Origin of the sequence: Mesorhizobium sp. WSM4976 (assembly GCF_029625685.1) — a bacterium.
Classification (GTDB): Bacteria; Pseudomonadota; Alphaproteobacteria; order Rhizobiales; family Rhizobiaceae; genus Mesorhizobium.
Window position 1 is genome coordinate 1 of record NZ_JARTVT010000014.1, and the last position, 12,453, is coordinate 12,453.

Below are 12,453 nucleotides of genomic sequence, written 5' to 3' on the forward strand. Positions count from 1 at the left end.
CTCGTAGGAGCCTTCCGCGAACAGCTTCAGCACCTGATCGTCCGACATCGGCTTGGACGCGGGCGCCGGAACGGACGAGACTTCGACCGGAATCTCGGCGGTCGGCTGAACAAGGGTGGTCAGACCTTTCGCGGCGACTGCGGCCTCAACGTCGGCTCGCACGACGCGGCCGCGCGGCCCGCTGCCTTGTATTTCGGCTATCTTAAGACCGGCTTCGCGAGCCAAGCGGCGCGCCAGCGGCGTTGCGCGCGCGCCCTGCAATTGGCCAATCTCCCCCCTTGTGAGGGAGATGCCCGGCAGGGCAGAGGGGGGCGCGAAGGAACGAGACTTTGGCGAGACAGCGCCTCCCTCTGTCGGCCGCGCCGACAGCTCCCCCACGAGGGGAGAGATTTGCGCCTCACCCTGCTTGACGTCATAGAGCTCATCATCGGCATAAATCCACGCGACGGGCTCACCGACGGGAATGTCGACGCGCTCCTTGCCGGTGACATCGCGCAGAGTGCCGCTGGCCGGCGCGTCAATCTCCATCGCCGCCTTGTCGGTCTCGATCTCGAAGAGCACATCGCCCTTCTTGACCTTGGCTCCCTCTTCAGCGAACCAGCGCGAGATCTGGCCGGTCGCCATGTCCATGTCGACCTTGGGAAGAATGACTTCTGTCGGCATCGCTCAGCGGACCCCTTTCACGAGGTCGCGCGCGGCGGCGATGATGTCTGGAACCTGCGGCACCGTCGCCTTTTCAAGGTCCGGATTGTAGGGGATCGGCGTCTCGGCGCCGCCCAGCCGCACGATCGGCGCATCGAGATAATCGAAGGCCTCGCTTTCGGCGACAAGAGCGCTCACTTCCGCGCCGATGCCGAGCGTCTTCACCGCCTCGTAGACGCAGAGCAGGCGCGAGGTTTTCTTCACGCTGTCGATGATTGTCTGCCTGTCGATCGGCCGGATGGTGCGCAGGTCGACCACCTCGATGTCGATGCCCTCGCCTTCCAGCGCGGACGCGGCGTCGAGTGCCTTATGCACCATGACCGATGTCGCGACGATGGTGAGGTCGCGGCCCTCGCGGCGGACCTCGGCCTTGCCGATCGGGACCGTGTAGTGGCCTTCCGGCACATGGCCCTTCATCTTGTAGAGCAGCTTGTGCTCGAAGATCATGACCGGATCCGGATCGGCAACGGCGGCGAGCAACATCCCCTTGGCATCGTGCGGCGTCGCCGGCTGGATCACCTTGAGGCCAGGTACATGGCCGAGCCACGCTTCGAGGCTCTGGCTGTGCTGCGCGGCGGCACCCGTGCCGGACCCGGCCGGGAAACGCATCACCACTGGAACCGAAACCTCGCCGCCCAGCATGAAGCGCATCTTGGCCGCCTGGTTGACGATCTGCTCCATGCCGAGCGTGGCGAAATCCGAGAACTGGAATTCGAAGATCGGCCGCATGCCGGTGACGGCCGCGCCCACCGCGACGCCGGCACCGCCCAGTTCGGAGATCGGCGTGTCGATCACCCGGTCGGTGCCGTAGCGCTCGACCAGGTCGCCGGTCACCTGGAAGGCACCGCCATAGACGCCGATGTCCTCGCCCATCAGGAAGACGCGGTCGTCCATGTCCATCGCGATCGCCATGGCTTCCTGAATCGCCTGGGCGTAGCTCAGTTCACGCACCGCAGCGTCCATCACGCTTGCTCCGTGTAAACATAATTCCCAAGGGTGGCGATCTCAGGCGCCGGGCTCGCCTTGGCGAACTCGATGCCATCGGCGATCTCCTTGGCGACCGCGTCGCGGATCGCCTGGATGCCCCGGTCGTCAATGAAGCCGAAATCGCGCAGCTCGGTCTCGAAGAGCGTGATCGGATCGCGGTTCGCCATCCAATCCTCGATCTCTTCCTTGGTGCGGTAACGGTTGCGGTCGCTCTTGGAATGACCGCGGTGGCGGTAGGTCTTGGACTCGATCAGCGTCGGCCCCTCGCCCGCGCGCGCCCGCTCGACTGCCTTGAAGGACGCCTCGGCGACCTCGGAGAAGATATTGCCGTTGACGATCACGCCAGGCATCGAATAGGCGGCCGCGCGCTCGGCGATGTTCTTCACTGCGGTGGAACGCGCCGTCGAGGTCGACATGCCGTAGCCGTTGTTCTCACACACGAAGATCACCGGCAGCTTCCAGATCGCCGCCATGTTCAGCGCCTCGTGGAAGGCGCCTTCATTGTTGGCGCCGTCGCCGAAGAAGGAGACGACCACCTTGCCGGTCTTCATCATCTTGGACGAAAGCGCCGCGCCGACGGCGATCGGAATGCCGCCGGCAACGATGCCGTTGGCCCCTAGATTGCCCTTGGCGACATCGGCGATGTGCATGGAGCCGCCCCTGCCCTTGCAGTAGCCGGTGGTCTTGCCGAAGAACTCCGCGAACATGCGGCTGACCTCCGCGCCCTTGGCGATGCAATGACCGTGACCGCGATGCGTCGAGGTGATCTGGTCATCCTCGGCGAGCGGCATGCAGATGCCCATGGCGCTCGCTTCCTGGCCGATCGACAGGTGCATGGTGCCGTGGATGAGGCCGCGCATGTAACACTCTTCCGCGCCCTCTTCGAAACGGCGGATGAGATACATCGTGTGAAGCACCTGTCTGAGCTGCTCGGGGCTGTACTGGCGATAGATGAAAGGGAGGTTGGCCCGGCTATCCACGACGGCTTTGCTGGCTCCGGCCATGATCACGCCTCCACGGTCCCGTAAACGAGCTTGTCCTGGCGGGCGCGCAGTTCGGCGATCTTCGAGCCCGGCGCGGGCGCCGCATTGGCATAGGTGATGAGCTCGCCCTTCTCGATGGGCGCGGTGACCGAGCCGCCCTGCAGCAGGCCGCAAGGGATGGCGCGCGCCGCGCGGGCTTCAGGAGCCGTCATGATCCAGGCGCGATAGCAATATTCGCCGATGGCATCGAGTTTATCGCCGGGCTTCAGGTCCTTCTTGGCGACGGCACAGACCTCGGCGACCGGTTTTGCCAGCGGCACCATGTCGGCCTTGCCGTAGAGCACGACGCGGGCGCAGGTCAGCGGCACTTCCAGCGAAGTGAGGTGATAGGGGCGATGGAAGGTGAAGTACGGGCCCTTGCCCATCTTCAGGTCTTCCATGCGCTCCGAGATTCGCGGATGCGACATGTCGGCGACGACGAAGACGCCGGGAGCGACGCCCTTGCCGATCGAATAGTCGACGACGCCCACCTTCGACAACACGCCGCCGTCCTTCTGAGGCACCAGCACCTTCGACAATTCGGCGAGCGTGGCCGATGGGCCGTGCATGCCGGGCTTGTCAGGGACCAGCCCGGTCGCATTGGCGATCGCCGCCATCTCGACCATGGTCTTGGAGCCATCGACGAATTCGACCAGCATGCGCACGTTCATGTGCCGGCGCTTCGCCTCCTCCTCATAGTCCGGAGGCGTGGCGTCGATGTTGAGCGGGTTGTTCTTGCCCTTGCCCGCGGCAACGATCGGGTGGCCCATGGCGGACACGAACTCGATCAGTTCCATGCAGGAAGACGGCTCGTCGCCGGCGCCCAGCGAATAGGTCACGCCGAGCCGGTCGGCCTCGGCCTTGAGATAGGCGCCGATGGTGACGTCAGCCTCGACATTCATCATCACCAGGTGCTTGCCATGCTCCATGGCGCGCAGGCCGATCTCGGCGCCGACGGCCGGGACGCCGGTCGCGTCGATCACGACGTCGATGAGGTCGTTGCCGATGACAAGGCTGGAATCGTTAGTGATGGCGATCTTGCCTGCCTCCATGGCAGCGGTCATTGCCGACGCGTTCGATACCTCCCGCGCGTGTCCGGTTTCCTGGAAAGCAATATCGACGGCCTTGCTGGCCGCGGGAAGGTTCAATTCGGAGATGGCACCGATCTCGATACCGGACATATGGGCGACGCGGGTGACGATATCGGTGCCCATTTCGCCGGAGCCAATCAGGCCGATGCGGATAGGCTTGCCGGACTTGCCGCGTTCCTCGAGATCCCGGGCTAGGCCCGTCAACGAGATATTGGAAGCCATACCGCTTATTCCTCCCATATAGCATGCTGTTTGGTAGCTTGACCGGTATTGAACATCTGTATTTCTGTCAAGACTAATGTCCACGTCCTTGGGCGCTAGTCGACACTTTTCGGATTGGTCGACGCGCGGCCGCGAAAGGCATGGACAATGAGCGCCGCATCAAACCGAATGCGAGCGAGCGACTGCGGCCGAATGCCGGCCAAGGCCGCTCGACGGACCACAGGGAGATATCTAGGCGGTAATTGTTACTGGCAAACGTCGACCCATATGGCGCCGACCAGATCGGCCATGCGCTGCGGCCCGATGCGCACCGCGGCATTGGTGGCGCCGGCAGCGGGGACGACATCGTCGAAGGACTTGAGCGACAGATCGCAATAGACGGGAAGCGGCGCCGGCAGGCCAAACGGACAGACGCCACCCGGCGGATGGCTGGTGGCCGCAAGCACCTCCTCTGCGCCAAGCATGCGCGGCTTGCCGCCCATCCTGTCCTTGAACTTGCGGTTGTCGAGCCTGGCGACGCCACTGGTGACGACCAGCATGGTCTCGTCCCCGACGCGCAGACAGATCGTCTTGGCGATCTGCGCCGGCGTCACCCCATGGGCTTCCGCCGCCAGCGCCACGGTTGCCGAACTGGCCTCGGTGACGATGACCTCGATGTCGGGCGCATGCCGCGCAAAGAAGGCGCGAACCGATTCCAAGCTCATGGTGACCCCCTCGTCAGGTCTGTCGGATAGCAGTGGTCGGCGATTCGCACGGCTAAACCAGTGTTGGCAAGAGCCAGCGCTTCCGTCCTTCAGGCATCAAAAAGCCCGCCGGGCGAAATCTCGGCGGGCTCGAATGGGACGCTTTTCGCGCCTCTACTGATGCGTGGGCCGGTTCTCGGCGTCCGTCACCGTGATCAATTCCTCTTCCGGCATCTGCAGCGCGGTAGCGATGCGCCGGAGCTTGGCGGGATCGGCGTCCTTGCCGTCCTCGATGTCGACGATCTCGCCCACGGCCAGACCGCAGGTCAAAGAGAGTTCCTCGATCGTGTATCCCCTGGTTTCGCGAGCAGCTTTCAATGGATTGAGGCCGGGCGCGGCAATGATGTCGTTGGAAACAGCGTTTCGTGCGGTGTTGGGCATGGCAACTCCTTGGGATGAAACAGGGTCTGATGAAATGGTGTTGCCTGAGACGGGCGGGAGAATGCTCGTTAACGAATGATTTGCCAAGAGCACCGATGCGGCGTCACGCCATCGTGAAGCGGCGCCCAGCCGAATGCCACCAGGCTCGACACATGTAAGAAGGCGCGGCGCTCAATCAAGTTCTTTTGAAGGTCTCGCGACCGGATGCGCCGGCATTTTCGACGGCTCGGTTCGTTAGCTTGCTGTCGTCGGCAGCCGACAGGGGCGGCGGCCATCTCACGAAAGGATCTGATGTGATGATTTTGAAATTATTCGCAATTGTGCTCGGCGTCGTCTCGATCGTCATTGGCGCGGCGGAAGCTTGGGCGGCGGATGCCGCGCGTGTTCGAGGCACTGTTGTCGGCGTTGCCGGATCGACGCTGACGGTGAAGGACCGCGACGGCAAGACCGATGCGATCACGCTTGCCGACGGCTGGAAGATTTCGGGCGTCGCCAAGGCTTCGGCCGCCGATATCAAGCAAGGCGATTTCCTGGGCATCGCCTCGATTTCGAAAGCCGATGGCGGTAGCGGGGCGCTGGAAGTCGTGATCTTTCCCGCGGCGCTGAAGGGCACGGGAGAAGGCGACCGCGACTGGGATCTGCAGCCCAACAGCCGTATGACCAACGGTACCGTTGCCGACGTCACCGAAATCGAAGGCCGCACGGTCACGCTCACCTATGACAACGGCCAGAAGAAGCAGATCGCCATCCCGCAGACGACACCGATCGTGACATTCGCCACGGCTACGCCGGCGGATCTGACGCCGGGCGCCGCGGTGTTCGTCAACGCCAAGCGAGGTGGCGATCGCAAGCTCGTGGCGAACCGGGTCGTGGTCGGGAATCACGGCGTCGCGCCGCCCATGTGAAGCCGGGCGGACTTCATCCGGCCCGTTCGCACTCCCGATTTCCGGAGACCGCCCAACGCCGGGCACGCGCGAGCATGAGGATCCTCGGAAACATTCGAGAAACAAAAATCTACACTTGGGAAAAATTGGCGAAAAAAACCAAGAGGATAGTCCGGCTCGCGGGGCTTGGGTCACCGATTGGTCCGGTGAATCTCGGAACGCCCGCGTAAGGAAACGAAGTCATGAAGAAGTCACTCCTCTCTGCGCTCGGGCTGGCTCTGGCCCTGGCCTTCACCATGCCGATCCTCGGTGCCACGAGCGCTGATGCGGCTCCGATGACGAAGCATCATCGTCATCATCATCGCAGGCATCACCGCGTCCACCATCATTTCTATCGCCACCATCATCGTCACCACCACAAGAAGATGGCTCCGAAGAAGGCCTGATCCTTCCTTCTCGCCGACGGGAGGGCAGGCCTTCGTTGTTCGAGCGACCTGCCTTCCCTTCGGAGTCTCTTCTCATTAAGCATCCGGTGATGCCGAAACGCCGCCCGGACCGCGTCTGATGGGAAACTACGCCGACCTGCCGGCCAGACACCGCTTGGTTCTGATGGTCGCGCGAACTGTACTGACGCTTCGTCATCCGGCTCTTGTTGCCCGCTTCGCCATGAGGCTCGGCTATCTGCCGAATCCCGCCGCTCCCTCGCGCTACAACGAACTGATGCTGTGGCGGAAGATCGTCGACCGTAATCCGCTCTTCGTGACGCTGACCGACAAGCTGGCGGCGAAAGCCTATATCCGCGCCGCCTGCCCTGAGTTGCCGATACCCAAAACACTATGGTCCGGCCGGCACCCCGAAGACCTCCCGGCGGAACTGCTTGCCGGCCAGGTCGTCGTCAAAACCAATCATGGCTGCGAGATGAACATATTCGTTTCCGGCGGCCGGCCCGAGCGTGCGGAGATCATGCGCAAGACAAAGCGGTGGCTCAAGAAACGGTTCGGACGACGCAGCGGCGAATGGGCGTATTGGCCTATCACCCCCGTCGTTTTCGTCGAGGAGCAGCTGAAACTCAGCGGCGGTTTGATCGCCACCGACATCAAGGTTCATGTCTGCAGCGGCGACATCAGTCACGTTTGGGCCGAAGACAAGCTCGCCGCGCGCTCGCACCTGTTCGACGGCGACGGCCGTCCGTTACCCGGACGCGATCCCGACTATCCGCGGGAGGATCAGTCCCTGCCTGTCAGTCCCGCACTGCTCGACTTTGTCCGGCAGGCGATAGCGCTGGCGCCGCGTATCGCCGGCGACCTCGATCATGCCAGGGTCGATTTCCTGGTAACGGATAAGGGCCTGTATTCGGGCGAGATATGCATCTATTCCGCCGCCGGCTACGGCACCTGGACCAATCCTGAGATCGCCGAGCGGCTCGAACGGTTTTGGCGGCTCGAAGACTCGGCCTATATCCGGCGACGGCATCGCGGTGTAAGCCGCCTCTATGCCGAGGCGCTGCGTGCCAGATGCGGCGCGCGCAACACGAAAACAAATGCGCGCCTGACTGACCGCGCATAGCCCAATGACGGGAATGGCGGTCGTGCTGGACGGCCGCCCATTTCTGTTTCAAATCGCGTTCATCGATCAGCGGCGGCTGATCAAAAGGCCGGCAAGCAGTCCCACCACCAAAAGTCCGACGGCGGCGGTCGTCGCCGGATGGTCGCGCGCCGTCCGCTCAATCACCCTGCCCCTGCGCCTTATTGCAGGCAGCGCCTCGTGAAGTCGATCGTATAGCTGAGAATAATAGTCTGAGGCCGCCTCGCGGCCATCCTCGTAATAGGCGTCACCGCGCCTGGCCAAAACCTTCTTAAGGTCGTTCAATTGCCGCGTAAGCGTAGCGACCTGCTTCTCGATGTCGAGGTCGGAGAGGCTCGAAAACGATGCCATGCTGATTGTCCTTCTCTTCGAGAAGGCCTAACGCACGGACGACAGGCCAGTTCCGGCGGCCCGACCGCGCGGCATCACGTGGAATGATGCCCGTTCAACGTACCTGGTCAAGCAGGCGCTTGCATTCCAGCAAGTCGAACAGCGCCTCCTGCAGCAGGGCGCGATTGTCACGCGACAATTTTGAAGCGTCCGGTTGCACCGGACCTTCGTCGTCGCTTTTGCCAAGGCCGAAGAAACGCCGACTGGGCTTCACCTTCGGCTGGCCCACGAGCGCATCCTCGTCGCCGCGCGGCTGCGCGGCCGCCGTCAGCGGTACCTGCTCGGCCTGACGGCGCTGGGCGATCGCCTCCACGGCGGCCATGTCTCCATTGCCGATGGCGACCAGAAAATGGTTGCCGTTCTCGCGCAACAGCTTCTGCACGCCTTTGATCGTATAACCCTGATCATAAAGCATGTGCCGGATGCCCTTGATCAGTTCAACATCCTGCGGCCGGTAGTAGCGACGCCCGCCGCCGCGCTTCATCGGCTTGATCTGGGTGAAGCGTGTCTCCCAGAAACGCAGCACGTGCTGCGGCAGGTCGAGATCTTCCGCGACTTCGCTGATGGTGCGGAATGCATCGGGGCTCTTGTCCATGGGCCAATCCTCCACACTGGACCACGACCCGGCGCATGATGCCGAATCGCGCCTTATTTCAGCGATTTATGAAAGGATATTCAAGCCCAGCGTCAAAACGGCCGGCGGTTTTCAACCGCATTCGCCAGCAAACTACTTGCCGCCTTTGCCTTTGCTGGTCTGGTGCGAACGCAGAATCCGGCTCTTGAGCACATTCGACGATTTAAACGTCATCACCCGGCGCGGCAGGATGGGCACTTCCTCGCCGGTCTTGGGATTGCGGCCGATGCGCTCGTTCTTGGAGCGGACGTGGAAGGTGGCAAAAGACGAAAGTTTGACCGTCTCGCCCCGAACGATGGCTTCGCAGATTTCGTCCAGCACAGCTTCGACGAGTTCCGCCGATTCAGTCCGCGACAGACCAACCTTCCGATAAACGGCTTCAGCAAGGTCGGCACGCGTCAGTGTCTTTCCCCCCATGCGACCGTCCCATCTGCTCGCAGAAAATGTAAATCGATACAGCCAAAGACAGAGCCTAAGTAATTGATCCGGCAAGGTCAAGGACCGAACCGGCGCGTTCGGCACTTACCAGCGGAGCAATACCGCGCCCCATGTGAAGCCTCCACCCATCGCCTCGAGAAGCACAAGATCGCCCCTCTTGATGCGGCCGTCGGCGACGGCCACCGAGAGAGCCAGCGGCACCGAGGCAGCCGAGGTGTTACCGTGTAAATCCACGGTGACCACAACTTTCTCCTCGGCTATCCCGAGCTTCCTGGCGGAAGCGTCAATAATTCGTTTATTGGCCTGATGCGGCACGAACCAGTCGAGGTCCTGCGCCGTTATGCCGGCCTCGCCGAAGGTCGCTTCGATGACATCGGTGATCATGCCGACGGCATGCTTGAACACCTCGCGACCTTCCATCCTGAGATGGCCGACGGTTCCCGTCGTCGAAGCTCCGCCGTCGACGAACAGCTTGTCCTTATGCGCGCCATCGGAGCGCAGGCTCGCCGCCAGCACGCCGCGGTCGGTGATCGCACCGGCACCCTCTTGGGCTTCGAGAACAAGCGCTCCGGCGCCGTCGCCGAACAGCACGCAGGTCGAGCGGTCGTTCCAATCGAGGATGCGCGAGAATGTCTCCGAGCCGATCACCAGGACACGCCTGGCCAAGCCGCCGCGTATGTAAAGGTCAGCGGTGGCGACGGCATAGACGAAGCCCGAGCACACCGCCTGCATGTCGAAGGCAAAGCCGTGATGCATGCCGAGCCTGTTCTGGATCTCGACGGCGGTTGCCGGGAACGTGTTGTTGGGCGTCGAAGTCGCCAGGATGATGAGGTCGATATCGGCTGGCGTCATACCCGCGCTGTCGAGCGCGGCGCGCGCCGCTGCCTCGCCCAACGAGGCCGTCGTCTCGTCATCGGCCGCGACATGGCGCTGGCGGATGCCGGTGCGCTGGACGATCCACTCGTCGGAGGTCTCGACCATGCCTTCGAAGTCGGCATTCTTCATAATGCGGCGGGGGAGCGCGGCACCATTGCCGCGCACGACTGATCTGATCAAGGTCCGTTCCTATTCCTCGGCGTCGGCGGAGACACCGGATTTCCTGTTTGCCTGGGCGTTCGGATTGCGCGCATGGAACAGATCGAGGTCGGCCTCGATCCGGTCAAGCAGATTGTTGCGCACCATATCGTAGCCGAGCTCAATAGCCGCAGCGAAGCCATCCGAATCGGCGCCGCCATGGCTTTTCACCACGATGCCGTTCAAGCCCAGAAAGACGCCGCCATTCGAGCGGCCGACATCCATCTTCTCACGCAGCCGGTCGAAGGCGCCCTTGGCGAAGACGTAGCCGATCTTGGCCATGAGCGTACGGCTCATGGCGGCGCGAAGATAGCCGGCGATCTGCCTTGCCGTGCCCTCGGCGGTCTTGAGCGCGATATTGCCGGCAAAGCCCTCGGTGACCACCACGTCGACCGTGCCCTTGCCGATGTCATCGCCTTCGACGAAGCCGCGGTAATTCATCGAGGCCATGTTGGCCTCGCGCAGCATGCGCCCGGCCTCCTTGACCTCTTCCTGGCCCTTGATCTCCTCGACGCCGACATTGAGCAGGCCGACGCTCGGCCGCTCGATGCCGAACACCGAGCGCGCCATGCCGGTGCCCAGAATGGCGAAATCGATCAGCTGATGCGCGTCCGCGCCGATGGTGGCGCCGACATCGAGCACGACACTTTCGCCGCGCGTCGTCGGCCAGAGCGCCGCGATCGCGGGGCGGTCGATGGTGGCCATCGTGCGCAGGCAGAATTTCGACATCGCCATCAGCGCGCCGGTGTTGCCGGCCGAGATGCAGGCCTGTGCGACGCCGCTCTTCACCGCCTCGACGGCCTTCCACATCGAGGACTTCCAGCGGCCGTGGCGCAGCGCCTGGCTCGGCTTATCGTCCATGCGCACGGCGATCTCGCAGTGGACGAACTCGCTTACTTCGGCGAGTTTCGGGAACTTGGCGAGTTCGGGACGCACCACGTCCTCGCGGCCATAGATGACGAAGCGGATGTCGGGGCGGCGGATGACGACCGTCATCAGCGCCGGGATGACCACGCTGGGTCCGTGATCGCCGCCCATGGCATCGATGGAAATCCTGATCACTCGGTGTTTTTCTCACGGTTTGCCTGGCTAGCGGCGGACGCCTGCCGAGGTAAAGGGGCTCGCGAAGGTTCGGCGAAAATAGCGGTTTTGTGCCTGCGCACAACCAACTTTTCCAAAATCCGGACCACTGTCAGGATTTTCCAAGCAGCGAACGCAGCTTCTTCTGGAATTCGCTTTCCTCGGGCTGATCGTCGCCGGCGACGTCGAGCGAGGCTCCCGGCTTGCGCGGATAGGGATCGATCGCCAGGCCGAAGAACTGTTCGGCCAGCGCACCGACATCGATCGTGTCGCCGGAGAATGTTTCCGGGCTGTCGGGTCCGTCGGCGTCGAGAATGATCTCGCCGCCGCCTTCGAAACCCTCACGTCCAAGCTTCGACTGCTCGGGCAGGAACAGAGCCTCGACCGGCTCGTCTATATGCGCGCTTACCGGCTCCAGCGTGACGATGCAGGCCTGCGTGATGTCGGCCTCGACACGGCCCGTAACCTTGACGCCATTGCGCTTCCATGAAGCAACAAGCAGTTCGGCGCGGTAGCTTTCGACCGAAAGCAGGTCATATTCGGTGGCAAGTGCTTCGCGCTGGCGCTGATCGGCCTCGACCAGGACAGGCAGGCCCCTTTGCGGCAGCCGCGCGACATTGGCGACAAAGGACACCGGGCTGCGCGATTCAGCGTCTTTCATGCTGGCCTCCTTGAAGCGGCCCCTGCGACCGGAAACGCGACCATGCCGGCGGCAAGCGATTCGGTCGGCTGCGCGGCCAGCTTTTGCGACGCCTCGCAGACATAGTCCGCCAGCAGCGACGCCTGCGGCCAGCGGCCCGCGTCCGGCCTGACATTGCGGGCAAGCGCCGCCGCCAGCGCCACCCGGTCGTTTTCCCGGAGGGCACCATCATAGGCGGCCGTGCGGCCGTAGAACATCCTTGCCAGCTTCTTCATGCGCTTGGGCACGCCGACATCGCCTATTCCAAGTTCGCGCAGCGAATGATCGACGTCGAGGAAGAACTCGTCGATCAGCACTTGCGCGACCTCGGCCGCCACGCCTTGCTCGCCATGCAGCCGGTGCTGGACGAGATAGATATGCAGCGACAGCATCTCGAAGCGGCCAAGCGGCGTATCCGGCACATTCCAGTCCGAATAAAACACCGTTTGCCGCGCCGCCGCCACGATTTGTGCGTAGAGCGCGTCGGTGATAGCGCGGTTGGCATTGCGTTCGCGGCCAAAAAGGCGCTGGAACATTGAGGG

Annotated in this window: 16 protein-coding genes; 3 read left to right on the forward strand and 13 right to left on the reverse strand. The window is 63.0% G+C overall.

The genetic code is table 11. The annotated features are described in order from the left end of the window. The 6 genes from P9272_RS17940 to P9272_RS17965 all read right to left on the reverse strand — a co-directional run. Positions 1-663, reverse strand: a 663-nt coding sequence (locus tag P9272_RS17940) for an E3 binding domain-containing protein (protein WP_278161544.1), incomplete at its 3' end; no start/stop codon positions are given. Between the two features lie 3 nt (positions 664-666). After that, the gene (locus tag P9272_RS17945; protein ID WP_128260389.1) at positions 667-1,665 is read right to left on the reverse strand and encodes an alpha-ketoacid dehydrogenase subunit beta; all 999 of its coding nucleotides are present in this window, start codon (positions 1,663-1,665) and stop codon (positions 667-669) included. Then, complete coding sequence (locus P9272_RS17950; protein WP_278161545.1) at positions 1,665-2,693, reverse strand: thiamine pyrophosphate-dependent dehydrogenase E1 component subunit alpha; 1,029 nt, start codon at positions 2,691-2,693, stop codon at positions 1,665-1,667. Before P9272_RS17950 ends, P9272_RS17945 begins: the two co-directional genes overlap by 1 nt. A 2-nt stretch (positions 2,694-2,695) precedes the next feature. After that, a complete protein-coding gene (locus P9272_RS17955; RefSeq protein WP_278161546.1) occupies positions 2,696-4,024 on the reverse strand; it encodes an NAD(P)H-dependent oxidoreductase in 1,329 nt (442 codons plus the stop codon). Positions 4,025-4,269: 245 nt separating this feature from the next. Beyond that, complete coding sequence (locus tag P9272_RS17960; RefSeq protein ID WP_128260392.1) at positions 4,270-4,728, reverse strand: YbaK/EbsC family protein; 459 nt, start codon at positions 4,726-4,728, stop codon at positions 4,270-4,272. Between the two features lie 153 nt (positions 4,729-4,881). After that, positions 4,882-5,148 (reverse strand): helix-turn-helix transcriptional regulator, encoded by a 267-nt coding sequence (locus P9272_RS17965; RefSeq protein ID WP_128260393.1) that lies wholly within the window; start codon positions 5,146-5,148, stop codon positions 4,882-4,884. Between the two features lie 296 nt (positions 5,149-5,444). Here P9272_RS17965 and P9272_RS17970 point away from each other — a divergent pair, with 296 nt between their 5' ends. From P9272_RS17970 to P9272_RS17980, 3 genes are all read left to right on the forward strand, one after another. Next, positions 5,445-6,053, forward strand: coding sequence for a hypothetical protein (locus P9272_RS17970; protein ID WP_278161547.1), 609 nt, complete (start codon positions 5,445-5,447; stop codon positions 6,051-6,053). A gap of 221 nt (positions 6,054-6,274) precedes the next feature. Further along, complete coding sequence (locus P9272_RS17975) at positions 6,275-6,478, forward strand: hypothetical protein (protein WP_278161548.1); 204 nt, start codon at positions 6,275-6,277, stop codon at positions 6,476-6,478. A gap of 118 nt (positions 6,479-6,596) precedes the next feature. Continuing rightward, the gene (locus P9272_RS17980; RefSeq protein ID WP_278161549.1) at positions 6,597-7,598 is read left to right on the forward strand and encodes an ATP-grasp fold amidoligase family protein; all 1,002 of its coding nucleotides are present in this window, start codon (positions 6,597-6,599) and stop codon (positions 7,596-7,598) included. Positions 7,599-7,664: 66 nt separating this feature from the next. Here P9272_RS17980 and P9272_RS17985 read toward each other — a convergent pair whose 3' ends face one another. The 7 genes from P9272_RS17985 to P9272_RS18015 form a co-directional block, all read right to left on the reverse strand. Next, on the reverse strand, positions 7,665-7,967 hold the full coding sequence (locus P9272_RS17985) for a hypothetical protein (RefSeq protein ID WP_278161550.1): 303 nt from the start codon (positions 7,965-7,967) through the stop codon (positions 7,665-7,667). Positions 7,968-8,061: 94 nt separating this feature from the next. Next, positions 8,062-8,601 (reverse strand): MerR family transcriptional regulator, encoded by a 540-nt coding sequence (locus P9272_RS17990; protein WP_042640150.1) that lies wholly within the window; start codon positions 8,599-8,601, stop codon positions 8,062-8,064. Between the two features lie 132 nt (positions 8,602-8,733). After that, a complete protein-coding gene (locus tag P9272_RS17995; protein ID WP_128260451.1) occupies positions 8,734-9,057 on the reverse strand; it encodes an integration host factor subunit alpha in 324 nt (107 codons plus the stop codon). A 105-nt stretch (positions 9,058-9,162) separates the two neighbouring features. After that, positions 9,163-10,134, reverse strand: coding sequence for a beta-ketoacyl-ACP synthase III (locus P9272_RS18000; protein WP_278161551.1), 972 nt, complete (start codon positions 10,132-10,134; stop codon positions 9,163-9,165). Between the two features lie 9 nt (positions 10,135-10,143). Further along, positions 10,144-11,214 (reverse strand): phosphate acyltransferase PlsX, encoded by a 1,071-nt coding sequence (gene plsX / locus P9272_RS18005; RefSeq protein ID WP_278161552.1) that lies wholly within the window; start codon positions 11,212-11,214, stop codon positions 10,144-10,146. Between the two features lie 130 nt (positions 11,215-11,344). Beyond that, the gene (locus P9272_RS18010; RefSeq protein WP_278161553.1) at positions 11,345-11,893 is read right to left on the reverse strand and encodes a DUF177 domain-containing protein; all 549 of its coding nucleotides are present in this window, start codon (positions 11,891-11,893) and stop codon (positions 11,345-11,347) included. Then, the gene (locus tag P9272_RS18015; protein ID WP_278161554.1) at positions 11,890-12,447 is read right to left on the reverse strand and encodes a ubiquinol-cytochrome C chaperone family protein; all 558 of its coding nucleotides are present in this window, start codon (positions 12,445-12,447) and stop codon (positions 11,890-11,892) included. The genes P9272_RS18010 and P9272_RS18015 overlap by 4 nt, the downstream gene beginning before the upstream one ends. Positions 12,448-12,453: the final 6 nt, after the last annotated feature.